Source organism: Bradyrhizobium yuanmingense (genome assembly GCF_900094575.1).
GTDB lineage: Bacteria > Pseudomonadota > Alphaproteobacteria > Rhizobiales > Xanthobacteraceae > Bradyrhizobium > Bradyrhizobium yuanmingense.
In genome coordinates, this window is sequence record NZ_FMAE01000002.1 from 623892 (window position 1) to 648650 (window position 24759).

Genomic DNA, 24759 nt, shown 5'->3' on the forward strand with positions numbered 1-24759 from the left:
GGTGGTTATAGAGCGAGCTGGTCACTCCGAGCCTTCGCCAAACTACTCCCTGGGGTTATGGGTCCCGGATCGGCGCTCCGCTTCGCTGCGCTTGTCCGGGACGACACCATTTGCTCGGTTGGCAGCGCCTCAACTCATCTACACCACGCTCAAGAATTCCGCCGCGTCGCATTCGCGGCGATCGCGGCCGCGGCGGTCCGGTTCTCGACGCCGAGCTTGGCGTAGATCTGCTCCAGGTGCTTGTCGACGGTGCGCGGGCTGAGGCCCAGAATTTGCGCGATGTCGCGGTTGGTCTTGCCCTTGCTGAGCCAGGCCAGCACCTCGCCTTCGCGCGTGGTGAGGCCGAGCTCGCTGGTGAATTCGGGCGGCAGCGCGGTGCCGGCTTCCTTGGACAGCCGCAGCAGGAATTCGTTCGGCGCGGTCTCGCCCATGTAATAGAAGCGGAGCTGCGGACTATCGGGCAGCGACGCGGCCTGGGATTTCGAGCCGCTCTTGGCCTTCGCCTGCTCGAGCCATTGCAGCAGCGTCGGCGGCAGCACGAAGTCGTCGGTCTGCGCGCCGTGATGATCGGATAGCAGCTTCTGCGCCTGCGGCGTCGCCCACAGCACGTTGCCCTGGCGATTGACCGCGAGCAGAAAACGGCCGGAGACGTCGAGCGCGGCGCGCGCGCTCTGGGTCAGCCGGGCATTGCCGAGATGGACCCGGATGCGCGCCAGCATCTCCTCGATCACGATCGGCTTGGTCACGTAGTCGACGCCGCCGGCTTCCAATCCACGCACGATGTGCTCGGTTTCGGCCAGACCCGTCATGAAGATGACTGGGACATTGGCGAGACCCGCATCGCGCTTGAGCCGGCGGCAGGTCTCGAAGCCGTCGATGCCGGGCATCACGGCATCGAGCAGGATGATGTCGGGCGTGATCTGGTCGATGATGCGCATCGCCGCGGCGCCGTCGAGCGCCACCATCACCGTCATGCCGGCGCTGTCGAGCGCGTCGGTGAGCAGCCGGAGCGTCTCCGGGGAATCGTCGACGACGAGCGCGACGTCGCGCTTCTTCGATTCAATGCTCATAAGCATGCAACGTCTTCAATGTGTCCATGTACTGGTCGAGATCGAAGCGATCGACCAGCGACCGCATCTGCGCGACGAAGTCGGCATGCTCGGGGTGCTCGCTGCCGATCTCGTCCAGCTTCAGCTGGATGCCCTTGACGTAGCCGATCTGGCCGAGCCCGATCAGCGCCTCGACGTGCCGCAGCGGCGGCTTCGATCCGGTCTCCGGATGCCAGAACGGCACCGCGACCTCATGCGAGCCGTATTGCCATTCGATCTTGAGAAGCTGGCGAATCGTCGCCAGCAGCCGCGGGATGTCGATCGGCTTCATCAGGTAGCCGTCGTGGAAGGGCTGCGCCAGCGGCGTGCCATGAGCCTCGAGCGCGCTTGCCGACACCATCAGGATGCGGGCCTGATGATGGCCGCTGGCGCGCAAGGCCTCGGCGACCGCCCAGCCGTCCATGGCAGGCATCGAGATGTCGAGCAGGAACAGATCGGGCCGGCAATGCTGCGCCAATGCGAGGCAGCCGGCGCCGTCGGGTGCGCTGAGCAGGATGAAGCCGAGCGGCGTCAGCACCTCGCGCAGGAGGTCGCGATGCACGGGATCGTCGTCGGTGACGAGGATGGTCTTGCGCGGGCCGTGATAGCCTGAGACCGGCGCCTCCACCGGCGCGATCCGCTGGGGATTGGCGACCTCCGAGAGCAGGATCTTGACCCTGAAGGTCGAGCCGGTGCCGACCGTGCTCGTGACCTTGATGTCCCCGCCCATCACGCCGGCGAGCAGGCGGCTGATGGTGAGCCCGAGGCCGGTGCCGGTCTGCGGCTGCGACGCGCCGAGCGCACCCCGCTCGAATGGTGCGAAGATGCGTTCGAGGTCGTCGCCCTGGATGCCCGGGCCGGTGTCGATCACCTCGAACTCGGCGACCGGGCTGCGGTAGTGCACCACGAACTGCACGCTGCCGGACTGGGTGAACTTGATGGCGTTCGAGAGCAGGTTGATCAGCACCTGACGCAGCCGCTTCTCGTCGGCATAGACCACCCGCGGCAGCGTCGGCGGCCGCCTGAACACGAAGTCGATGCCCTTGGCGGCGGCCTGGAGGCGGAACATGCCGACGAGCTGGTCGAGGAACTCGCTCAAGCGCACCTCGTCGCGCGACAGATACAGCCGCCCCGCCTCGATCTTGGAGATGTCCAGGATGCCGTCGATCAGGCCGGAGAGATGGTCGGCGCTGCGGCGGACGACGCGGACCTGGTCGCGGGGCTTGGCGCCGAGCGTCGTATCCTGCTCGAGCAGTTGCGCATAGCCGCTGATCGCATTGAGCGGCGAGCGCAGCTCGTGGCTCAGCCCGACCACATAGCGGCTCTTGGCGAGGTTGGCGGATTCGGCGACCTCCTTGGCACGCTGGAGCTCGGCATCTGTGCGCTTGTGCGCGTCGATCTCCTGGATCAGCAGCGCGGTCTGCCGCCGCGTCTCGGCCTCGGCGGCGCGGCGGCTCTGCTGCGCCAGCACGAACAGCCACGCCACCACGCCGATGATGATGCTGAGCGAGAAGAACACCTTCCAGAGCACGTCGGACACGAGCTCGTTGTCGCCGTGCACGTTCGCCGACGTCTGTAGGTAGATGAGTCCCAGCACCAGGGCGATCAGGCCGGCGGAGACCACGAACACGCCTATATAGTGGCCCACTTGCGAGTTGATCCGGGCGTAGATCGGCTGCGGCATCAGCCGGCCCAGCGTTTCCGACACCTGCGCCTGGAATCTCGCATGCGGCTTGCAGAGATCGTGGCAGCGCGCGTCCAGCGAACAGCACAGCGAGCAGATCGGGCCGGCGTAAGCGGGGCAGGAGGCCATGTCCTCCGGCTCGAACGAGTGCTCGCAGATGCAGCACTGGATCGCCTCGATGTTCTGCCAGCTCCGCTTCGGCTTGCGCGCGATGTAGTATTTGCCGCCCGTGGCCCAGGCGATCAACGGCGCCGTGAGGAAGGCCGCGGCGAGCGCGATGAAGGCCGACAGCGCCTTCGCGGTCGGCCCGAACAGGCCGTAGAAGGCGCTGATCGAGACGATGGTCGCGATCGTCATCGCTCCCACGCCGACTGGATTGACGTCGTAGAGATGCGCGCGCTTGAACTCGATCTGCTGCGGCCGCAGTCCGAGCGGCTTGTTGATGACGAGGTCGGCGACCAGCGCGCCGACCCAGGCGATCGCGACGTTGGAATAGAGCGCCAGCGTCTGCTCCAGGGCCTTGTAGACGCCGATCTCCATCAGCAGCAGGGCCACGACGACGTTGAAGACCAGCCACACCACGCGCCCGGGATGGCTGTGGGTCAGGCGCGAGAAGAAGTTCGACCAGGCGATCGAGCCGGCATAGGCGTTGGTGACGTTGATCTTGACCTGCGACAGGATCACGAAAGTGCCGGTCAAGGCCAAAGCGAGGTCGGGCTGCGACAGCACATAGCGGAATGCTTCGAGATACATGTGCGCCGGCTCGGCGGCTTCTTCGGGCGGCACGCCGTGGCTGAGTGCGAAGAAGGCGAGGAACGAGCCCGCCAGCAGCTTCAGCGCGCCCAGCACGATCCAGCCCGGCCCCGCGCTCATCAGCGCCATCCACCAGGAGGCCCTGGAGGCGCGGCGGTCGCGCGGCAGGAACCGCAGGAAGTCGACCTGCTCGCCGATCTGCGCCACCAGCGAGAACACGACCGAGGCCGCAACGCCGAACAGCAGGAGATCGAAATGCCCGTTGAGGTCGCCGTGCTCGCCGGAGAACTTGTGCCACTCCGCAAAGGAGCGCGGGTTGTGCCAGGCGATCGCGGCAAACGGAATGATGTGAAGGATCACCCACAGCGGCTGCGTCCACAATTGGAAGCGGCTGATCAGCGTGATGCCGTAGGCCACCAGCGGGATGATGACGACGGCGCTGATGAGATAGCCCACCGGCCGCGGAATCCCGAAGCACATCTCGAGTGCCGACGCCAGGATCACGGCCTCGATCGCGAAGAAGATGAAGGTGAAGGAGGCGTAGATCAGCGAGGTGACGGTCGAGCCGATGTAACCGAAGCCGGCCCCCCGCGTCAGCAGGTCGATGTCGATGCCGCATTTGGCGGCATAATACGCAATAGGCACCCCGCAGCCGAAGATGATGATGGAAACCACGACGATGGCGGCAGTCGCGTTGGTGACGCCATAGTTCAGCGTGATGGTCCCGCCGATCGCCTCCATCGCCAGGAACGAGATCGCGCCCAGTGCCGTGTTGGCGACGCGGGCGGCGGACCAGCGCCGCGCGCTCTTGGCGGTGAAGCGCAGGGCGTAATCTTCCAGCGTCTGGTTGGCGACCCATTGATTGTACTGGCGCCTGACGCGGTCTATTCGCTGCCGCCCTGCCACTTAACCCCACTCCCGATACGGACCCGGACCCCTCGCAAATTCCGTACCAGAAGCCTACGTCGGCATTTTGCGGTGCAGTATACGCGATCTTGCGTATGCGTGGGCTGCATAAATTCGAGCCATCCTCACGGGCACCAATCGCGTGTTCTCGAACAAAAGTGGGGTGCTCATGTCAGACGAAGCAAACAAGGGCCTGTTGTCGCCGCTGCGGCGCAAATTATTGATGGGAATGGCCGCGGTCCCGGCCATCACCATGCTGCCGCGCGGGTCATTTGCGCAGGCGCCGGCGACCTCGGCGGTCAACACCACGGGTCTGGCCGTCACCGACACCGAGGTCACGGTCGGCATCCTGCATTCGGCGACCGGCACCATGGCGATCTCCGAGACCGGCTCGATCCAGGCCGAAAAGCTTGCGATCGAGCAGATCAACGCGGCCGGCGGCGTGCTCGGCCGCAAGATCAAATTCATCCAGGAGGACGGCGCATCGGACTGGCCGACCTTCGCCGAGAAGGCGAAGAAGCTCCTCGTCAACGACAAGGTCGCGGCGATCATGGGCTGCTGGACCTCGGCCTCGCGCAAGGCGGTGCTGCCGGTCGTCGAGCAATATAACGGCATGCTCTACTACCCGACCTTCTACGAAGGCCTCGAGCAGTCCAAGAACGTCATCTATACCGGCCAGGAAGCGACCCAGCAGATTCTCGCCGGCCTGAACTGGATCGCCAAGGAGAAGGGCGCCAAGTCCTTCTTCTTCATCGGTTCGGATTACATCTGGCCGCGCACTTCCAACAAGATCGCGCGCAAGCACGTCGAAAACGTGCTCAAGGGCAAGGTCGTCGGCGAGGAATATTATGCGCTCGGCTCGACGCAGTTCAACTCTGTCATCAACAAGATCAAGCTGACCAAGCCGGACGTGATCTTCACCGACGTCGTCGGCGGCTCCAACGTCGCCTTCTACAAGCAGCTCAAGGCGGCCGGCATCGATCTCTCCAAGCAGGCACTGCTGACGATCTCGGTGACCGAGGACGAGATCGACGGTATCGGCGGCGAGAACATCGCGGGCGCCTATGCCTGCATGAAGTACTTCCAGTCGCTCGACAATGCGAACAACAAGGCTTTCGTCTCGGCGTTCAAGAAGATGTGGGGCGAGAAGACCGTGATCGGAGACGTCACCCAGGCTGCCTATCTCGGCCCGTGGCTGTGGAAGCTGACGGTCGAAAAGGCCGGCTCTTTCGACGTCGACAAGATCGCCACGGCTTCGACCGGCGTCGAGTTCAAGGGCGCGCCGGAGGGCTATGTGCGCATCCACGAGAACCATCACCTCTGGTCGAAGACCCGGGTGGGGCGCGCCAAGCTCGATGGCCAGTTCGAGCTGATCTACGAGACCGCCGATCTCGTCGAGCCGGATCCGTTCCCGAAGGGTTACCAGTAAGAAGCGTTACCGTTAAGACGCGGCGTCCGCCGCACTTTCTCCTCAACGCAAAACCGCTCCCTGGCGTGGATCGCAAGTCCATGCCTCAAGCCCCCGCGTCGCGAACCTGCTCGCGACGCGGGACCCTTTCCCGACGGAGGACATGGATGTTCGGCGACTATTCGATTGGCGACCTCGGCTCGATCTTCGTCATGCAGGGGTTTGCCGGACTGATCCTGTTCTCCGTCTATGTCCTGATGGCGCTCGGCCTTGCGATCATCTTCGGCCAGATGGGCGTCATCAACATGGCCCATGGCGAGTTCATGATCCTCGGGGCCTACGTCACCTGGATGACCTCCAATCTCTTCCAGGCCTATTTGCCGAGCCTGTTCAGCGGCTACTTCTTCCTCGCGATGATCCTGGCCTTCTTCGCCTCCGGCGCCTTGGGGATGTTGGTGGAGTGGGTGTTGATACGGCACCTCTACAAGCGCCCGCTCGATACGCTGCTCGCCACCTGGGGCCTCAGCCTGATGCTGCAGCAGGCCTATCGCTCGGTGTTCGGCGCGCGCGAGGTCGGAGTCGAGCTGCCGCAATGGATGCTGGGCTCGCTCCGCGTCACCGACAGCATCGAGGTGCCGATCAACGGCGTCTTCGTGATGTGCCTCACCGTGCTGATCACCATCGCCGTCGCCTACGTCCTCTACATGTCGCGCTGGGGCCGCCAGGTCCGCGCGGTCGTGCAGAACCGCATCATGGCCGGCGCGGTTGGCATCAACACCGAGAAGGTCGACCGCTACACCTTCGGCCTTGGCTGCGGCATCGCCGGTGTCGCCGGCAGCGCCTTCACCATGATCGGCTCGACCGGGCCGACGTCGGGCCAGCTCTACATCGTCGACACTTTCCTCGTCGTCGTGTTCGGCGGCGCCGCCAGCCTGCTCGGCACCATCGCCTCGGCCTTCTCGATCTCGCAGACGCAATCGACGCTCGAGTTCTTCATGTCGGGCTCGATGGCCAAGGTGCTCACGCTGCTCGCCGTCGTCGGCATCCTGATGCTGCGGCCGCAGGGTCTGTTCGCCCTCAAGGTCCGCAAATAACGAGAAGCAGGCAAGTCATGATCATCAATTCACGCTTCTTCAACCGATCCGAACTGATGGGCTTCATTGCGCTCGCCGCCGTGCTGTTCGTGATCCTGCCGCTGACGCTGGACGTGTTCCGCCTCAACCTGGTCGCGAAATATCTGACCTACGCCTTCGTCGCGATCGGCCTCGTGCTGTGCTGGGGCTACGGCGGCATCTTGAGCCTGGGGCAGGGCGTGTTCTTCGGCCTCGGCGGCTATTGCATGGCGATGTTCCTCAAGCTCGAGGCCTCAAGCGTCGAGAACACCAAGATCCAGTCGACGCCCGGCATCCCCGATTTCATGGACTGGAATCAGATCACGGCGCTGCCGTTCTTCTGGCAGCCGTTTCACAGCCTCACCTTCACCATCCTCGCCATCATCATGGTGCCCGGCCTTTTCGCTCTGATCATCGGCACCGCGATGTTCAAGCGCCGCGTCGGCGGCACCTATTTCGCGATCATCACCCAGGCCGTCGCCGCCATCCTGACCATCCTCATCGTCGGCCAGCAGGGCTATACCGGCGGCATCAACGGCATGACCGATCTGCGCACGCTGAAGGGTTGGGACATCCGGCCCGATCACGCCAAGATCATCCTGTACTTCGTCGAGGTGGTGCTGCTGTTCGCCTGCATCGGCATCGCGCAGTTCATCCGCCTGACCAAGCTCGGCCGTATCCTGGTGGCGATGCGCGAGCAGGAGGATCGCGTCCGCTTCTCCGGCTACAGCGTCGCCAATTTCAAGATCTTCGCCTTCTGCATGGCTGCGGTCTTCGCCGCGATCGGTGGGGCCATGTTCGCGCTCAACGTCGGCTTCATGTCGCCGTCCTTCGTCGGCATCGTGCCGTCGATCGAGATGGTGATCTACACCGCGGTCGGCGGGCGGATGTCGATCTTCGGCGCGGTCTGGGGCGCCATCCTGGTGAACTTCGCCAAGACCAGCCTGTCGGAATCCTTCCCGCAACTCTGGCTGTTCGGCCTCGGCGCGCTGTTCATCGCGGTCGTGCTTGCTTTCCCGAACGGCTTGTCCGGGCTCTGGGCCGATTACGTGCAGCCGCGCATCGACCGGCTGTTCGCCTCGCACAAGCCGAAGGCCGGCTGGACCGACAATTCAGTTGCCGACGGCGCGCCGGCAGAGTGAGGAGGCGATCATGCTTATTGGACACCAGCCCAAGGACTTCCTGCTCGCGGTCTCCGGCCTCACCGTCTCGTTCGACGGGTTCAAGGCGGTCAACGACCTCTCCTTCTATGTCGAGGAGAACGAGATCCGCGTCATCATCGGCCCAAACGGCGCCGGCAAGACCACGGTGCTCGATTTGATCTGCGGCAAGACCAGGGCGACCTCGGGCTCGATCCAGTTTCGTGGCAAGGAGCTCACGAAGATGAGGGAGAACGAGATCGTGCAGACCGGCGTCGGGCGCAAGTTCCAGACGCCGTCGGTGTTCGAGGATCTGACCGTGTTCGAGAACCTCGAGATCTCGTTTCCGCGCGGCCGCACCGTGTTCGGCTCGCTGACCTTTCAGCGCGATCAGCTGGTGAAGGACCGGGTCGAGGAGGTCGCCGAGATGATCTTCCTCAAGGACAAGCTCAACACCTATGCCGACGAGCTCAGCCACGGCCAGAAGCAGTGGCTCGAGATCGGCATGCTGCTGATCCAGGATCCCGACCTCTTGATGCTCGACGAGCCCGTCGCCGGCATGAGCGTGTCCGAGCGCGCCAAGACCGCCGAGCTGCTCAACCGCATCATCAAGAACCGTTCGGTGCTGGTGATCGAGCACGACATGAAGTTCGTCGAGGACATCGCGCACAAGGTCACCGTGCTGCACCAGGGCCAGATCCTCTCGGAGGGGACGATGGAGAAGGTGAAGAACGATCCCAAGGTCATCGAAGTGTACCTCGGTCACTAGCGCATGATCCCGGAAAGTGGCGTCCGGTTTCCGGACAAGATCATGCGCAAGAAGCAAGGAGCAGGCTGATGCTGGCTATTTCCGATCTCCACGTCGCCTACGGCCAGAGCGAGGTGCTGCACGGGCTCAACGTCAAGGTCGCGGCGAACGAGATCGTTGCGATCATGGGCCGCAACGGCATGGGCAAGACCACGCTGATGAAGTCGCTGATGGGCATCCTGCCGGCCAAAAGCGGCTCGGTGAACATGGATGGCGCCGAGCTCGGCAACCTCAAGAGCTTTGAGCGCGTCGCCAAGGGTCTCGCCTATGTGCCGCAGGGCCGCATGATCTTCTCCACCATGACGGTGAAGGAGAACATCGAGACCGGGCTCGTCGTCTCCGGCGGCTCCGAGGTGCCTGACGACATCTACGAACTGTTCCCGGTGCTGCTGGAGATGAAGGGCCGCCGTGGCGGCAATCTCTCCGGCGGACAACAGCAACAATTGGCGATCGCGCGCGCGCTCGCCACCAAGCCGAAGGTGCTGCTGCTGGACGAGCCGACCGAAGGCATCCAGCCCTCGATCATCAAGGAGATGGCGCGCACGTTGAAGCGCATCCGCGACGAGAAGGGGCTGTCGATCGTCGTGTCCGAGCAGGTCCTCAGTTTCGCGCTCGACATCGCCGATCGCGTGCTGGTGATCGAGAACGGCGAGATCGTGCGCGATGATCCGCGCGATGCCGTCGATGCCGCGCAGGTCTCGAAATATCTGTCCGTCTAACCAACCGTGTAAAAGGGGAGCATCTCGATGCCAGAGACACTGATCAAGGTCGATCTCACCAAGTCGGCCTATGAAAACGACATGGTGCACAACCGCTGGCACCCCGACATCCCGATCGTGGCCTGGGTCAATCCCGGCGACGATTTCATCATCGAGACCTATGACTGGACCGGCGGCTTCATCAAGAACAACGATTCCGCCGACGACGTGCGCGACATCGACCTGTCGATCGTGCACTTCCTCTCCGGCCCGATCGGCGTCAAGGGCGCCGAGCCCGGCGACCTTCTCGTCGTCGACCTGCTCGACGTCGGTCCGCTCAAGGAGAGCCTGTGGGGCTTCAACGGCTTCTTCTCCAAGCAGAACGGCGGCGGCTTCCTCACCGACCATTTCCCGCTGGCGCAGAAGTCGATCTGGGACATCAAAGGTCTCTACACCTCGTCGCGTCACGTGCCCGGCGTCAACTTTGCCGGTCTGATCCATCCCGGCCTGATCGGCTGTCTGCCCGATCCGAAGATGCTGGACACCTGGAATAAGCGCGAGGCCGAGCTGATCTCGACCAACCCGACCCGCGTGCCCGGCCTTGCCAATCCGCCGTTCGCGCCGACCGCCCATGGCGGCCGCGCCAAGGGCGATGTGAAAGCCAAGATCGGCGCCGAGGGTGCGCGCACCGTGCCGCCGCGCGAGCATGGCGGCAATTGCGACATCAAGGATCTCTCGCGCGGCTCGAAGATCTACTTCCCGGTCTACGTCCCCGGCGCGGGCCTTTCGATGGGCGACCTGCACTTCAGCCAGGGCGACGGCGAGATCACCTTCTGCGGTGCGATCGAGATGGCCGGCTGGCTCCACCTGAAGGTGGAAGTGATCAAAGACGGCATGTCGAAATACGGCATCAAGAATCCGATCTTCAAGCCGTCGCCGATCACGCCGAACTACAAGGACTATCTGATCTTCGAGGGCATCTCGGTGGACGAGGCCGGCAAGCAGCATTATCTCGACGTCCACGTCGCCTATCGCCAGGCCTGCTTGAATGCGATCGAGTATCTCAAGAAGTTCGGCTATTCCGGCGCCCAGGCCTATTCGATCCTCGGCACCGCGCCGTGCCAGGGCCACATCTCCGGCGTGGTCGACGTGCCCAACGCCTGCGCCACGCTATGGCTGCCGACCGAGATATTCGACTTCGACGTGATGCCGTCGGCGGCCGGACCCATCAAGCACATCACCGGCGACATTCAGATGCCGATCTCGCCGGACAAGTGACGCCGCGCTCCCTCTCCCCGTTCTCACGGGGAGAGGGCGGGGTGAGGGGCTGTCCCCGACGCGCGGTGGCAGCGAGTTGTGTGAACAGGCAAGAGCGTAGGTGATGCGATGCCGGTCTACGAATATCTCTGTGACGATTGCGGTCCCTTCAAGGACCTGCGCCCGATGGCGGAATGCGACGATCCGCAGAGCTGCCCACACTGCGAGACGATGGCGCCCCGCGTCATCCTGACGGCGCCGAACTTCTTCTGCATGCCGGCGGAGAAGCGCAAGGCGCACGCCGTCAACGAACGCAGCACGCACACGCCGCAGACGCTGGCGCAATATAAGGCCTCGCACGGCCCGGGCTGCGGCTGCTGCTCCTCGGGCAAGACCGTGAAGGACAAGAGCGCGGCGGACAGGACAAAGCCGGCGCGGCTGATGACCAAGACCAGGAGCGGCGCCAAGGGCTTTCCAACCGCGCGCCCTTGGATGATCAGCCACTAACCCACGCCAGCATCAGACAACAGGAGCGCTCTACATGCTTCACGGTGACATCTCCAGCAGCAACGACACGGTCGGCGTTGCGGTGGTGAACTACAAGATGCCCCGCCTGCACACCAAGGCCGAGGTGCTCGACAACGCCCGTAAGATCGCCGACATGATCGTCGGCATGAAGGTCGGGCTGCCCGGCATGGATCTCGTGATCTTCCCGGAATATTCCACGCAAGGCATCATGTACGATGCCAAGGAGATGTACGAGACGGCCTCGATGGTGCCGGGTGAGGAGACCGCGATCTTCGCGGAAGCCTGCCGCAAGGCCAAAGTGTGGGGCGTGTTCTCGCTCACCGGCGAACGCCACGAGGAGCATCCGCACAAGGCGCCCTACAACACCCTGATCCTCATGAACGACAAGGGCGAGATCGTGCAGAAGTATCGCAAGATCATGCCCTGGGTGCCGATCGAAGGCTGGTACCCCGGCAATTGCACCTATGTCTCCGAGGGGCCCAAGGGTCTGAAGGTCAGCCTGATCATCTGCGATGACGGCAATTATCCGGAGATCTGGCGCGACTGCGCCATGAAGGGCGCGGAGCTGATCGTGCGCTGCCAGGGCTACATGTATCCGGCCAAGGAGCAGCAGGTCATGATCTCCAAGGCCATGGCCTGGGCCAACAACGTCTATGTCGCGGTCGCCAATGCCGCCGGCTTCGACGGCGTCTATTCTTATTTCGGCCACTCCGCGATCATCGGCTTCGACGGCCGCACGCTCGGCGAATGCGGCGAGGAGGATTACGGCATCCAGTACGCCCAGCTGTCGAAGCATCTGATCCGCGACGCGCGCCGCAACGGCCAGTCGCAGAACCATCTCTACAAGCTCGTTCACCGCGGCTACACCGGCATGATCAATTCCGGCGACAGCCCGCGCGGCGTCGCCGCGTGCCCGTATGATTTCTACAAGAACTGGATCAGGGATCCCGAAGGCACGCGCGACATGGTCGAGGCAATGACCCGCTCGACGCCCGGCACCGAGGAATGCCCGATCGACGGCATTCCGAACGGCGCGGCGGCGTCCAACTATTAAGCCATTATCGGCCACGCCACGTTGAGCGGCTCGAGGCGCGTCCGCCTGTCGCGGTAGCTCGGAGCCAACGGCATGTCTCGCGTGCTGCGCCGTCGATGTGAACGGTCGTCCATATGGCATTGGGGTCGCACACGACGCCCGTGCGCGAATTGATCATTCTGCGCGGTAAAAGCGTGGCGCAGTTGCAACATGATCTTTTGAATCAACCCAGGTTGCGCCTTCGTACGGTGATTCCGTCGATTCCGTAGTTCCACGGGTGGACCCGGTCGCCTAGTTTACCGGCGGCGCCGCTGGGAGCGCCATTGAGGGCCTTGGGGTGGGCGTTCGATTGCCATCGAGCGGGCGAGGTGGGTTGCGTCTTGGCGTGGTCGCATCGTCTGTCGTGACGGTCATTTTCAGCCTTGGCCTGTCCGCGACATCGGCGCGGGCGGACTGCGCACCCGACCCGGCGACGAGCGGGCAGACGGTGACGTGCAGCGGCAGCGATGCTGATGGTTTTGCGGCCGGCGGCGGCGTCACCAACCTGACCGTGAATGTGCTGACGGGTGCGACCGTCAACGACAACGGTACTGCGTCGATCAACGTCAACGACACCAATTTCGTTACCAACAACGGAACGGTGTCGGCCGGCTCGGGCCTCACCGGCATCAATGGCGCCAATTCCAACACCGTGACCAACAACGGCAACGTCACGGTAATCGGCAACGGTCTCGGAATTTCGTTGCTGAGCAACAACACCATCGCCAACAATGGTACGATCAACACGGGTGATGGTGGCGCAGCGATCTCGGTCCAGGACAACAACGTCATCGGCAATAGCGGCGCGCTGTCCGTGGGCGCCGGAAGCTCCGGTATCTTCGCCGGCGTGAACAACACGATCACCAATTCCGCCAGCGGCACGATCACGGGCCTGGACAACACGATCGGCATCTACGTTTTCGGCAATGCGAGCGTCACCAATGCGGGCGCAGTCTCGGTCGGCGCCTCGATCGGAAGTTCCGGCGGAATTTTCGCGATCAATGATGGCAATACCGTCACGAACGCAGCGACCGGCAGCATCTCCGTCGGTCAGAGCGCCACCGGCATCTTTGCGCAGGGCAACACCGAGACAGTCAGCAACGCTGGCAGCATCAGCGTCGCGCAGTTCGGCATGGGCATCGCCGTGATCGGCCATAATGCGAAGGTGACCAATACCGGAACGGTCACTGGGGTCGATTCCACGGCCGGCATGCAAGTGCAGGGCAATTTCGCCGTCGTTACCCAGAATGGAACGGTCAATGTGGGTGTAGGAGGCATGGGCGTTGGTCTGACCGGCGTGTCGGGCACGCTCACCAACAACGGCACCATTGTCGGAGGCGATGGCGCATACGGCATGACGCTGCTTGGTGACGACAACGTCGTAACCAATCGCGGCACGATCACAGTCGGCGACATCGGCACCGGCATTTATGCGACCACGATCTCGACGACCAACCAGATCGTCAATACCGGTACCATCAACGTCGGTGTTAATGGCGTCGGAATCAGTCTGAGCAATGGCGGCAGCGTCTTCAACTCCGGCACGATCAATGCGGCAACCGGCTTCGCCGCGATCGATCTTTGCGGTTGTAGCAACAGCATACTCACGCTCGGCCCGGGCAGCATCATCAACGGGCAGGTTCTTGCATCCGGCACCGACACATTCCAGCTCGGTGGCAGCGGCAAGGACACGTTCAATCTCGGCCTGATCGGAACCGGCCTCCAGTACGACGGCTTCTCGACCTTCAACAAGATCGACAGCTCGGCCTGGACTGTGACCGGCATAGGCAATCAGGACTGGAACGTTCTCGGTGGAACGCTCGTCCTCGCAGGCACGATCAACGGCAACGTGACCGTCGCCGCCGGCACGTTCGGCGGCATCGGCACGGTCAACAACATCGTCGTTAATGGCGGCGCGCTGGCACCGGGCAGTCCCACGGGAACGCTCAACGTGACCGGCGATCTCACCTTCGCTACCGCGTCGAGCTACATGGTGCAGGTCTCGGGAGCGAGCAACGGCGTCGCAGTCGTGACCGGAACGGCGACGCTCAACAGCGCCACCGTCGTCGTGGTGCCGACCGGCTCGATCGCAAAGCACTATACGATCCTGACGGCGGGAACGCTGCCGGATACTTTCAATCCGGTCGTGACGGGCCTGTCGCCAAACCTGCATGCGACGCTGAGCTACGACCCCAACAACGTCTTCCTCGACCTTGCGCTGGGTTATGGCAGCGGCCTCAACATCAACCAGCAGAATGTCGCTAACGCCCTGACGCGTGTCTTCAACACCACCGGCAGCCTGCCTGTTGCCCTCGCGAACCTCACCCCGGAGGGCTTGACGCAGGCCTCCGGCGAGTCCGCGACAGGCTCGCAGCAGACGACGTTCAACGCGATGAACCTGTTCCTCGGCCTGCTCACCGAGGTCTACAATTCGGGACGGGGCGGCATGTCAGGTGCGACGCCATATGCCAGCGATGTGACCGCAAATGCCTACGCCGCACGTCGCCAGGACGCGCGCGACGCCTTTGCCTCGATCTACCGCAAGGCGCCGGCCGCGACTTTCGAGCAGCGTTGGGACGTGTGGGCGGCCGGCTATGGCGGCTCGCAGGCTACCGACGGCCATGTTGCTCTCGGCTCGAACGACACCACCAGCAGCGTCTACGGCACGGCCGTCGGCCTCGACTACCGCTTCTCGCCGTCGACGCTCGCCGGCTTCGCGCTTGCCGGCGGCGGCACCAGCTTCGGGGTCAACGGCCTTGGCTGGGGCCGTTCCGATCTGTTCCAGGCCGGCGCGTTCGTGCGCCACACCACTGGGCCCGCCTATGTCACGGCTGCGCTGGCCTATGGTTGGCAGGACGTCACCACCAATCGCGTCGTCACCGCGGCCGGGTTCGACCAGCTGCGCGCCCAGTTCAATACCAACGCGTTCTCGGGCCGCGTCGAGGGCGGTTATCGCTATGCCATGCAATGGGCCGGCGTTACGCCCTACGCCGCGCTCCAGGCCACCTTGTTCAGCCTTCCTTCCTATGCAGAGGCGGCCGTGGTCGGCAGCAACGTCTTCGCGCTCAACTATGCCGCCAAGGATGTAACCAGCACGCGCTCCGAGCTCGGCCTGCGCGCGGACCGGTCCTTTGCCGCGGCCGGCGGCCTGATGACCCTGCGCGGCCGCCTCGCCTGGGCGCATGATTACAATCCAGATCGTACGCTCAGTGCGGTGTTTCAGACGCTGCCTGGATCGGCCCTTGTCGTGAACGGCGCCGCGCAGGCGCGCGACTCGGCGCTGACCACGGCATCGGTGCTGATGAACTGGATGAACGGCTGGTCCGCGTCGGCGACCTTCGAGGGCGAGTTCTCGAATGTCACCCGCTCCTATGCCGGCAAGGGACGCGTGCGCTACGCCTGGTAGGCGCGATTGATAGGCCACGGCGGGATTGCCATCCTCCCCTGGAGGGGGAGGATCGGTTCGCATGCAGCGAAGCGCAATGCGAACCGTGGTGGGGTGACAGTCGGTCCGCAGTTCACACTGCCCGCGTTGAGAGATCACCCCACCCCGCTCGCGCTTCGCGCGATCGACCCTCCCCCTCCAGGGGAGGGTAAGCACTACCGCTTCTGCTCCGTGGGCCTGCGCGGCGGGCGCGGGGGCCGCGGCGGCGCCGGCGTGCCGCTCATCTTGTTGGCGGCCTCGCTGACGTCGAGCAGCGAGCGGCGAATGTCGTCGAGGTAGGCCGCCGATTTCTTCTTCATGGTGCCGGCAAGCTCGTGCAGTCCCTGGATCTTCTCGAACAGCTCGTCGGCCTTGCCGTCGACGAAGCCCGGCACCGCGCCCTCGATCTTGGCGACCGCCTTGTCGAAGCCCGCAAAGGCGCTGTCGACCTTGGCCATGACCGAATCGATCTCGGCGCCCTTGCTCCTGAGGTCGGCGGTATAGGTCTCGAACGTGTGCAGGCCCTCCTTGATTGCGGGGGCGTTGTTCACGATGGTGCGGTCGACGCTGTGCAGGGTTTCGACGATGGTTTCGGCGTCGCTGAGATCGGCCGTCAGCACCGGGATGCCGTCCGCGTCCAGCGGCACCGGCGGTGCAGAGGGGGCGCCGCCGATGAGTGAGATCGCGGCAATGCCGGTGAGGCCCTGGAACTCGATTCCGGCCACGGTGTCCTTGCGAATCGGCGCGGTGTTGTCGAGCATGACGAGTGCCACGATCCTGCGCGGACTATCCAGCTTGATCGACAGGATCTGGCCGGCGGGCACGCCGTCGAAATTGACCGGCCCGCCGCGGCGCAGCCCGCTGGCGGAGCCGCCCTCGAACACCACGCGCAACTGGCTGCGGCTCTGGATGGTGCGCCATTTCTGCGCGCCGAGCAGGCCGCCGAACGCCACGGCGATCGCCGCCAGCGTTGCCGTTCCGATCACAAGATTGCTCGCGCGTGCCATGCAGGGGCGATTTTACGGCCAAAGCGGGGAAGTTGGAAGGAGCCCGCGATGTTACGTAGGACGGGTTAGCGAAGCGTAACCCGCCACCATCTCTCGTACGCCTGGGGATGAATTGGTGGATTACGCTGCGCTAATCCACCCTACGGCACGGCGCGACGTCAATGCCCGGCCGCCCGCTTTGCCGCAGCATTGTTCAGCACGATCAGGGCATCGACGGCCACGCCCGTCCTGGTGTTGATCAGGAACGGGTTGATGTCGATCGAGGCGATGCGATCGCCCGCATCCGCGATCAGGTTGGACAGCCCGACCAGCGCCTTCACCGCCGAGGCCTCGTGCAAGACCGGCCTGCCGCGATAGCCGCGCATCTTGACGCCGCCCTTGGTGCGGCCGATCAGGAGCCGTGCCTCGCTCTCATCCAGCGGCGCGCCGGCGAGCGCGACGTCCTTCATCAGCTCGATATCGATGCCGCCGGTGCCGAACAGCACGACCGGGCCCATCTCTGCATCGAGCGAGGCGCCGACGACGAGCTCGAGCTCGGCCTTGACTTGCTGTGCGATCAGGATGCCGTCGAGCTTCGGCTTGCCCTTGAGCTTCGCCACGCGCGCGGTGATGTCGGCGAACGCCTTCTTCACCTCGGCTGCGCTGTTGAGGTTCAGCACCACGCCGCCGATGTCGGACTTGTGCAGGATCTCCGCACTGACGAGTTTTGCCACGACCGGAAAACCGATCTGCTTGGCAATCTTGATGGCGTCCGCCGCGGTCTGTGCGATCGCCTCCTTCGAGATCGGGATGCCGTAGGCCTTGAGCAGCTTCTTCGAGGCGACCTCGTCGAGCGCAGCACCGGTCGCCGATTTCAACGTCCTCTCCAGCACGGCGCGGGCGGCGGGTTTCGAGCTCGAGACGATATCGGGCACCTCCTTGCGCAGCTTCGCATAGGCGAGCAGCGACTTGATCGCGGTCACCGCGCGGTCCATGCCCTGCATCACCGCGAGATGCGGCAGCGACTTCCGCAAGTCCTTGGTGTATTCGGTGAAGCCGATCGACATCGCGCTGATGTAGATCACCGGCTTGCCCGCCTGGCTCGCCATCTCGTTGACGATGCGCAAATTGCGCTCGCGCAGCTCATGCGGCGCCTTCGGCAGCTCGGCATCGACGATGACGATGTCGATATCGGGGTCGTCGATCATCAGCTTGATCGATTTCATGTAGACGGAGGGATCGACCACTGCGGCAAAGCCAGCATCGAGCGGATTGCCGACGATCGAGCCGGGGCCGAGCATCTTCGCCAGCTCCGCGCTGACATGCGGGCTCAGCGGCGCGAAGTTCAGGCCTGCGGCATAGAAGGCGTCGATCAGCATGCCGCGCTTGCCGCCGGACAGCGTCACAGCGGCGAGCCGGTAGCCTTTCGGAACGGCCGCGTGCACGAAGCACTCGGTGGTCTCGATCAGCTCGTCGAGGCCGCCGACCCGGATCACCCCTTCGCGCGTCGCGATCGCGTCGAACGTCTCGATCGAGCCGGCGAGTGCGCCGGTATGGGCCATCGCCGCGGCGCGGCCGCCTTCGGAGGCGCCGAGCTTGAGCGCGATCACGGGCTTGCTCGCCGCGCGTGCCGCCTTGCAGGCATCGCGGAACGCCTTGGTGTTGCGCACGCCTTCGAGGTAGACGACGATCACCTTGATGCTCGGATCCTCGGCGAAGTAGCGCATCAGATCCGGCGTCTCGAGCCCGGCCTCGTTGCCCGTGGTCACCATGTAGCCGACGCCGACACCCCGGTCTTCCAGCGTCTGGCGGATCGCCATGACGATCGCGCCGGATTGGCCGGCGATCGCCACCGCGCCCTGCTCCATGGTGACGATGCGATCGTCGATATTGGTGAAGAGCTTTTCGCCGGCGCTCAAATTGCCGAGGCAGTTCGGGCCCGTGACCGCGAGCCCCGTCTCGCGCACCGCAGCCTGCAATTCGGCAGCGAGCTTCTGGCTTTCGTCATCCTGCAGCTCGCTGAAGCCGGAGGTGACGATGGTGGCCGACCGCGCGCCGGCTGCGGCGGCGTCGCGGATCACCTGCACGGCAAAGCGCGCAGGCACCAGCACCAGGACGTGATCGGGCTTCTCCGGAAGACTCGCAAAATCCTTGTAGCAGGGAACGCCCCAGACGGTATCGCGCTTGGCGTTGACCGGATAGAGCCCGCCTTCGAAACCATATTTGATCAGATTGTTCCAGATGCGCTCGGCATAATTGCCGGGCTTGTCGGTCGCGCCCACCAGCACGATGTTGTGCGGGTGCAGCATTGCGTGGATGCCCTTGACGATGTCGCTGGCATCGGGCGGCGGAGACCATGGACGTGATGCGGGCGCAGCAGACACACGGGCTTCCATGGCGTGACCTCACCTGTTGTTCTTATTGGTGTCGCGTCACTCTGTTCTATGGCGAGTCCTTTGGCAACTGTGTGGCTGGTATGCCGTGTGGTGGAATGAAGCGCGCACCGGTGCGTGTCAGTCCGATCGGCGCTCTATCCGTCGGCGCCAATCAATGTCGCATGCACGATGTAGCGCTCGGGGCCGGATGTGACGGCATCGAATGGCCAGCAGGTCGCGAGAACAAGCTCGAAACCCTGTGCCATGGGATCGATGCCGGATGCATCGAAGCGAACCACGGCCGAGGAATCCGCGCGATAGCGAAAGTGTCGACCGTCACTGCGCGTGACATCGATGACGTCGCCAATGGCAACATCCTTCAGGAAGCGGAAATGAGTGTCGCGATGGGCGGCATAGACGGCGATCCCGCGTTCGCCCGCATCAGCCGTGTGCTGGATATGACCGGGCCCGAAAGCGAGCGCTTGTCCGCTCGTGCCTTCCAGCACGATGGCGCTGGCACCGATCCGCTTGACCTCGATCCGCGCGACCGGCCAGGTGTCGGCCCAGGACCAGGGCTTTACCGCCTGTCCCGTGGCAATGCTCCTGTCGAAGGCGCGCTCCAGCAGCACCTGCGCCAGCCACGCCTTGGCGTAAATATAGGCGCCGTCGCCGAACAGGATGAGGCCGACAAGCGCGAGGACCAGCGGAGAGATGAAGCGGGACATTGTGTTTCGTCTCCCCGTCATTGCGAGCCACCGGGTCCGCGCGAAGCGCGGCCCGATGACAGGCTCCGCGAAGCAATCCAGACTGTCTCCGCGGCGGCAGTCTGGATTGCTTCGTCGCTTCGCTCCTCGCAATGACAGTGAAAAGGCGCGCGCGGCCGTTTGGAGGGGACGGGCAGCCGCGCGCGCTAACAGAGGAGTTCGGGGAGCTCCTCTCTCAAGCGGCGTCGGTGAGCAAGGTCCGACGCCGCTTGAACACGAACACGATCAGGGCGAGCACGATCAGGATGAAGCCTGCGATCATCTTCAGCTCCGCCGAGGTCGCGGTTTTGGGCAGGCGGATCGCATCGGGCGCGGCAGGCATGGGCCGTCGCGTCGCCGGCTGATTGCGCGCATCGGCATGGCGCTCGTGCAGCTGCGTCGGCGTCAGATGCGGCCGCTCGCCAAACACCTTCTCGAAGTCCCAGCCCGCGGGCAGGTTGATCGGCAGTTCGCTGAGCTTGAGCGGTTCGCCTTCGGGACGGCTTGGCGTCTTGTCGACCGCGACGAGGCTGGTCAGCCGCGTGACGATCTGATGGTCGAGTGCCAGCGCCAGGATAGCCTTGTCAGCTTCCTCCGGCGTCATCTCGCGCAGGGTGCGCGCCACCTCCGCATCGGCGATCTTCCGCCTGGCCCAGAGCTTTGACAGGCCCTTGCCTTCGGCTGCGTTTTGCAGCGGCAGCGTCACCGACCACGGACGGCCGCCGACGCGGCCCTTGATCTCGAGCGAGCCTGCGAGCTTGTCGAGCCTCGCCGCCAGCACCAGGGGCTCGTCGCGATAGACGTCGGGAATGATCGCCGGGGTGACGTCGGCCTTGGCCTCGGAAAACCTTGCGGTGAGGCCGGTCACGGCCGGATTCTCCAGCTTGGCGAACAGGCCGCGCATGCGCTCCTCCACTTGCTCGGTGGAGCCGATATGGGTGAAGGCGCCGCGGCCGAGCTCGGCGGCGCGGGTCATCAGATAGGTGTTGGGCGCGGACCCGATGCCGACCATGAAGATGCGCGAGCGGCCGCGCATCGTCGTGATCGCATCGAACAATTGCTGCTCGTTGCCGATCGCGCCGTCGGTCAGGAACACGACCTGGCGGACTATGCCGGTGTCGCCGAGCCTGTCGGCCAGTGCCGCGCGCATCGCCGGCACCATCTCGGTGCCGCCGCGCGCCTGCAAGGCGCCGACGAAGGAGGTCGCCTCGCCGACATGCGCAGCATCGGCCGGCACGGAGGCCGGAAACAGCATGTCCATGGTGTCATCGAAGCGGATCACGTTGAAGCGGTCATTCGGCTGCAGGCGGCCGAGAGCGTAGAGCAGGCTTGCCTTGGCCTGCACGATGGACGTGCCGCCCATCGAGCCGGAATTGTCGATCACGAACACGACCTCGCGCGGCAGCGGCTTCTGCGCCGCCTGCTCGGCGCTCGGCGGGGTGACGAAGGCGAGCAGGTAATCGGCATCGCCGATGTGCTCGCGGAACAGTCCGACCGACGGCGCTGTCTCGGCAGCCGGCTTCCAGGTCAGCTCGAAATCACGGTCGGCGGGCACGGCACCGTCGGCGAGCGTCACCACGCGCGTCATGTTATCCGGGCTTTCCGTCTTGACGTTGTGATGGTGGCTCTTGACCTCGCCGAGCGCAAAGCCGGCCTGCAGGCGCACAATGATGCTGGTCGGATTGAGCGGCGCATGTTTGGCGGGATCCAGCACAGGGGGCGAGATGCGCTCGCGATCCGGCACCGGGTCCGACGTCGCCGCGCCCCAGCCCGAGCCGTCCTTGCGGAAATCGACGCTCTGGATGATCGGTGCGGGATTGTAGCGCGGCCCGACCACGAGCGGCAGGCGCAACGAATATTCGTTGCCGACTTGATGCACCGGCTCCTGGTACTCGATCTGCACCAGCACGGTTTCGCCGGGACCGATATTGGCGACCGAGTTGGTGAAGATGTTCGGCCGCTCCTGCTCGGTGAGCGCGGCCTTCTGGCCGGCGCGGCGCGCCTCCTCGTAGATCACGCGCGCTTGCTGCCGTTCCTTGATGTCGCCGATGATGACGCGGTCGCCGACCACCATCTTCAGTGTGTCGACGGCGCCGCCGGCCGCGAGCGGATAGACGTAGGTGGCCTCGACCCAATCCTTGGTCGGGTTGCGGAATGCTTGCGTGACGCGGGCGCGCAAGGTCGGGCCCGACACGGTGATTTCGATATCGGTCCCGAGGCGAATCGCCTCCGTGGTAGTGCCGTCCTCTTTCAGTAGCAGGCTGCCCGACCGTGCTTCGCCGGGCTGGAGCAGGCTGGCCTGTTCGGTCGTCGCCGACCAGCTCGCCCCGAAACTCACCAGCAGGGCCAGGAAGGCGACCAGCATCACGGCGATGCCCTGCGCCAGAAGGAACAGTCCGACCTTGATGAGGCGGCTCAACAGCGGGTGGTCGTCGCTATCGGCCGTGTCGTAGGCGTTCATTTGGCTTGCTCCGAAGCATGTTTGTGGTCCTCAGCATCCGCCGGCGGGGCAGGATTTCGCGAGCAGAATGATCGGCAATGTTCCGCCGCGGCCGGCCCAGGCTCGCTTGAGCCGGGGCGGTCATGTGCGGTTTTGTGCTGGTTTGTCCGCCCTGCTAGAGTGACCGGCCTGGAGCGGGGCTGACGATGCAGATGCAGGACAAACTCACGGACAAGCAGCTTTCGGACGAGCAGAGCCGCGAGATCGCCGAGACCATTCGCGAGGAGCTCGCCCGGCGCCGGATGTCCCGGCAGGCGCTGGCCGAGCAAGCCAAGCTCAGCCTGTCGACGCTGGAGAAGGTGCTCGGCGGCCGGCGGCCGTTCACGCTGGCGACGACCGTCCGGCTGGAGCAGGCGCTCGGCGTCTCCTTGCGCAAGAGCGTCATCGTGGCGACGCCGCCGGCCGCAAACGACGTCGCGCCCGACAGCCTCGGCTCTTATGCCCACCGCGCAGTGACCTGGCTCGAGGACGTCTACATCACCCTGCGGCCGTCGTTCGGCGACAAGGACGCGATCTTCGCCTATCGCACCGAGATCGCCTGGGAGCCGAAGCTCTCGTCGCTGGTCTTTCGCGAGGGTGAGCGGACCGATGCCGCCTACGAGCATACCGGCGAGGTCGCCGTCCCACATCAGTCCGGCTTCATCTACCTCGTCATCATCAAGCACGGCCAGCACCGCGTGATCACGGTGTCGCGGCCGACGGTATCAGGCGAGATGTACGGCATCATCTCGACGCTGCGCGCCGGGCCCGGCTCGCAGCTCACGCCGATCGCCGCGCCGATCGCCTATGTGCCGCTCAGGAATATCCCAAAACCTTCCTTGGGCCGGGTTGCGCCCGAGGATCCCAACCACGCCTTGTATCGAAAGCACTTGCGCCGCACGGTGGAAGAGCCGTTTGCGCTGTTCTTGACGTTGTGACAGCAATCCGCTGGGGGTGCGTTGCTGGCTTGTTCGAAGCGTCCGCCGATCAGCCACTCCGCGCAAGTGAACGGCCCAGGTTAAAGCCATGGTGGCCGGGACGAATCCGGTCGAGGCAAGTCTCGCGATGAAGAGCCCGTTCTATACCGCCGAGCACGACGCGTTCCGCGACGTGATGCGGCGCTTCGTCGAGAAGGAGATCGCGCCCTTTGCCCATGAATGGGACGAAGCGGGCGAATTCCCGCGCACGCTCTATCGCAAGGCGGCCGAAATTGGCCTCTTGGGACTTGGATTCCCGGAAGAATATGGCGGCATCGCCGCCGACCAATTCATGAAGATCGTGGCGAGCCAGGAGCTTGCGCGCGCCGGCGCAGGCGGCGTCAGCGCCAGCCTGATGAGCCATACGATCGGCTCGCCGCCGATCGCGCGGGCCGCACGCGCCGAGGTGAAGGCGCGCGTGCTGCCGCAGGTGCTGGCAGGCGAGAAGATCTCCGCACTGGCGATCACCGAGCCGGGCGGCGGCTCGGATGTCGCGAACCTGCGCACCCGGGCGCGTCGCGACGGCGATGACTACGTCGTGAGCGGGGAGAAGACCTTCATCACCTCAGGGATGCGTGCCGATTACCTGACGGTTGCGGTGCGGACCGGCGGCGAGGGCGCCGGCGGCGTCAGCCTGCTCCTGATCGACGGCGATACGCCCGGACTGTCGCGCACCAAGCTGAAGAAGATGGGCTGGTGGGCCTCCGATACCGCGACGCTGCATTTCGACGCATGCCGCGTGCCCGCCGAGAACCTGATCGGCGAGGAGGGCCAAGGCTTCAGGATCATCATGCAGAACTTCAACAGCGAGCGCATGGGCATGGCCGCGAGCTGCACCGCCTTTGCCCGCGTCTGCCTCGACGAGGCGATCGCCTACGCCAAAGAGCGCACGACCTTCGGCAAGCCGCTCGCGCAGCACCAGGTCATCCGCCACAAGATCGTCGACATGGCGCAGAAGGTGGCGGCATCGCAAGCGATGCTGGAGATGCTGGCCTGGCGGCTGGAGCAGGGCGAGAGCCCGGTCGCCGAAATCTGCATGATGAAGAACCAGGCGACGCAGACCATGGCGTTCTGCGCCTCGGAGGCCGTGCAGATCTTCGGCGGCGCCGGCTTCATGCGCGGCATCAAGGCCGAGCGCATCTACCGCGAGGTCAAGGTCAACGCCATCGGCGGCGGCACCGAGGAGATCATGAAGGATCTGGCGTCGCGGCAAATGGGGCTTTGAACGCTCTCTCCTCGCGTCATTCCGGGGCGCGAGCGAAGCGGAGCGAGCCCGGAATCCATAACCACAAGCGGAGGTTATGGATTCCGGGCCCGCGCCA

At 64.6% G+C, this 24759-nt stretch carries 17 protein-coding genes; 11 read left to right on the forward strand and 6 right to left on the reverse strand.

Annotated elements, in window-relative coordinates; translation table 11 throughout:
• Positions 1–149: 149 nt before the first annotated feature.
• Both GA0061099_RS08025 and GA0061099_RS08030 read right to left on the reverse strand, forming a co-directional pair.
• Positions 150–1076, reverse strand: coding sequence for a response regulator (locus GA0061099_RS08025; RefSeq protein ID WP_081492916.1), 927 nt, complete (start codon positions 1074–1076; stop codon positions 150–152).
• Entirely contained in the window at positions 1060–4431 is a 3372-nt protein-coding gene (locus GA0061099_RS08030; RefSeq protein WP_036023913.1) for a hybrid sensor histidine kinase/response regulator, read from the reverse strand. Before GA0061099_RS08030 ends, GA0061099_RS08025 begins: the two co-directional genes overlap by 17 nt.
• 169 nt (positions 4432–4600) lie before the next feature.
• On the opposite strand from GA0061099_RS08030, the gene urtA reads away from it, so the two are divergent.
• From urtA to GA0061099_RS08075, 9 genes are all read left to right on the forward strand, one after another.
• On the forward strand, positions 4601–5860 hold the full coding sequence (urtA, locus tag GA0061099_RS08035) for an urea ABC transporter substrate-binding protein (RefSeq protein ID WP_036002134.1): 1260 nt from the start codon (positions 4601–4603) through the stop codon (positions 5858–5860).
• Between the two features lie 146 nt (positions 5861–6006).
• A complete protein-coding gene (gene urtB / locus GA0061099_RS08040; RefSeq protein WP_057025951.1) occupies positions 6007–6933 on the forward strand; it encodes an urea ABC transporter permease subunit UrtB in 927 nt (308 codons plus the stop codon).
• 17 nt (positions 6934–6950) lie between these two features.
• A complete protein-coding gene (gene urtC, locus GA0061099_RS08045) occupies positions 6951–8093 on the forward strand; it encodes an urea ABC transporter permease subunit UrtC (RefSeq protein ID WP_036023911.1) in 1143 nt (380 codons plus the stop codon).
• 10 nt (positions 8094–8103) lie between these two features.
• Positions 8104–8859 carry an urea ABC transporter ATP-binding protein UrtD gene (gene urtD, locus GA0061099_RS08050; RefSeq protein ID WP_036023985.1) on the forward strand — a complete coding sequence of 252 codons (756 nt, stop codon included), beginning with the start codon at positions 8104–8106 and terminating at the stop codon, positions 8857–8859.
• Positions 8860–8927: 68 nt separating this feature from the next.
• Positions 8928–9617, forward strand: coding sequence for an urea ABC transporter ATP-binding subunit UrtE (gene urtE / locus GA0061099_RS08055; protein ID WP_036002119.1), 690 nt, complete (start codon positions 8928–8930; stop codon positions 9615–9617).
• Positions 9618–9644: 27 nt separating this feature from the next.
• Entirely contained in the window at positions 9645–10874 is a 1230-nt protein-coding gene (gene fmdA, locus GA0061099_RS08060; protein ID WP_036023909.1) for a formamidase, read from the forward strand.
• A gap of 108 nt (positions 10875–10982) precedes the next feature.
• A complete protein-coding gene (locus tag GA0061099_RS08065) occupies positions 10983–11360 on the forward strand; it encodes an FmdB family zinc ribbon protein (RefSeq protein ID WP_036023907.1) in 378 nt (125 codons plus the stop codon).
• A gap of 34 nt (positions 11361–11394) precedes the next feature.
• On the forward strand, positions 11395–12435 hold the full coding sequence (locus GA0061099_RS08070; protein ID WP_036023905.1) for an aliphatic amidase: 1041 nt from the start codon (positions 11395–11397) through the stop codon (positions 12433–12435).
• A 382-nt stretch (positions 12436–12817) separates the two neighbouring features.
• The gene (locus GA0061099_RS08075; protein ID WP_244429323.1) at positions 12818–15859 is read left to right on the forward strand and encodes an autotransporter outer membrane beta-barrel domain-containing protein; all 3042 of its coding nucleotides are present in this window, start codon (positions 12818–12820) and stop codon (positions 15857–15859) included.
• A gap of 194 nt (positions 15860–16053) precedes the next feature.
• On the opposite strand, the gene GA0061099_RS08080 is transcribed toward GA0061099_RS08075, so the two are convergent.
• The 4 genes from GA0061099_RS08080 to GA0061099_RS08095 form a co-directional block, all read right to left on the reverse strand.
• A complete protein-coding gene (locus tag GA0061099_RS08080; protein ID WP_036023901.1) occupies positions 16054–16884 on the reverse strand; it encodes an MlaD family protein in 831 nt (276 codons plus the stop codon).
• Positions 16885–17042: 158 nt separating this feature from the next.
• Positions 17043–19259: an acetate--CoA ligase family protein gene (locus tag GA0061099_RS08085; RefSeq protein ID WP_036023899.1), complete on the reverse strand. Its 2217-nt coding sequence runs from the start codon at positions 19257–19259 to the stop codon at positions 17043–17045.
• 134 nt (positions 19260–19393) lie between these two features.
• Positions 19394–19963, reverse strand: a complete 570-nt coding sequence (locus GA0061099_RS08090; protein WP_036023897.1) for a class GN sortase — start codon at positions 19961–19963, stop codon at positions 19394–19396.
• A gap of 214 nt (positions 19964–20177) precedes the next feature.
• The gene (locus tag GA0061099_RS08095) at positions 20178–22442 is read right to left on the reverse strand and encodes a marine proteobacterial sortase target protein (RefSeq protein WP_036023896.1); all 2265 of its coding nucleotides are present in this window, start codon (positions 22440–22442) and stop codon (positions 20178–20180) included.
• A 185-nt stretch (positions 22443–22627) separates the two neighbouring features.
• Here GA0061099_RS08095 and GA0061099_RS08100 point away from each other — a divergent pair, with 185 nt between their 5' ends.
• The gene (locus GA0061099_RS08100; RefSeq protein ID WP_036023893.1) at positions 22628–23398 is read left to right on the forward strand and encodes a helix-turn-helix domain-containing protein; all 771 of its coding nucleotides are present in this window, start codon (positions 22628–22630) and stop codon (positions 23396–23398) included.
• 127 nt (positions 23399–23525) lie between these two features.
• The gene (locus GA0061099_RS08105) at positions 23526–24662 is read left to right on the forward strand and encodes an acyl-CoA dehydrogenase family protein (RefSeq protein WP_036023983.1); all 1137 of its coding nucleotides are present in this window, start codon (positions 23526–23528) and stop codon (positions 24660–24662) included.
• The last annotated feature ends 97 nt before the right edge of the window (positions 24663–24759 follow it).

What these genes read in the sequence shown, in the direction of transcription:
- fmdA (WP_036023909.1), top strand. Translation starts at nt 9,645, where the DNA reads ATGCCAGAGACACTGATCAAGGTCGATCTCACCAAGTCGGCCTATGAA.
- GA0061099_RS08105 (WP_036023983.1), top strand. Translation starts at nt 23,526, where the DNA reads ATGAAGAGCCCGTTCTATACCGCCGAGCACGACGCGTTCCGCGACGTG.
- urtE (WP_036002119.1), top strand. Translation starts at nt 8,928, where the DNA reads ATGCTGGCTATTTCCGATCTCCACGTCGCCTACGGCCAGAGCGAGGTG.
- GA0061099_RS08065 (WP_036023907.1), top strand. Translation starts at nt 10,983, where the DNA reads ATGCCGGTCTACGAATATCTCTGTGACGATTGCGGTCCCTTCAAGGAC.
- urtD (WP_036023985.1), top strand. Translation starts at nt 8,104, where the DNA reads ATGCTTATTGGACACCAGCCCAAGGACTTCCTGCTCGCGGTCTCCGGC.
- GA0061099_RS08025 (WP_081492916.1), bottom strand. Translation starts at nt 1,076, where the DNA reads ATGCTTATGAGCATTGAATCGAAGAAGCGCGACGTCGCGCTCGTCGTC.
- urtC (WP_036023911.1), top strand. Translation starts at nt 6,951, where the DNA reads ATGATCATCAATTCACGCTTCTTCAACCGATCCGAACTGATGGGCTTC.
- urtA (WP_036002134.1), top strand. Translation starts at nt 4,601, where the DNA reads ATGTCAGACGAAGCAAACAAGGGCCTGTTGTCGCCGCTGCGGCGCAAA.
- GA0061099_RS08070 (WP_036023905.1), top strand. Translation starts at nt 11,395, where the DNA reads ATGCTTCACGGTGACATCTCCAGCAGCAACGACACGGTCGGCGTTGCG.
- urtB (WP_057025951.1), top strand. Translation starts at nt 6,007, where the DNA reads ATGTTCGGCGACTATTCGATTGGCGACCTCGGCTCGATCTTCGTCATG.
- GA0061099_RS08080 (WP_036023901.1), bottom strand. Translation starts at nt 16,884, where the DNA reads ATGGCACGCGCGAGCAATCTTGTGATCGGAACGGCAACGCTGGCGGCG.
- GA0061099_RS08100 (WP_036023893.1), top strand. Translation starts at nt 22,628, where the DNA reads ATGCAGATGCAGGACAAACTCACGGACAAGCAGCTTTCGGACGAGCAG.
- GA0061099_RS08085 (WP_036023899.1), bottom strand. Translation starts at nt 19,259, where the DNA reads ATGGAAGCCCGTGTGTCTGCTGCGCCCGCATCACGTCCATGGTCTCCG.
- GA0061099_RS08095 (WP_036023896.1), bottom strand. Translation starts at nt 22,442, where the DNA reads ATGAACGCCTACGACACGGCCGATAGCGACGACCACCCGCTGTTGAGC.
- GA0061099_RS08090 (WP_036023897.1), bottom strand. Translation starts at nt 19,963, where the DNA reads ATGTCCCGCTTCATCTCTCCGCTGGTCCTCGCGCTTGTCGGCCTCATC.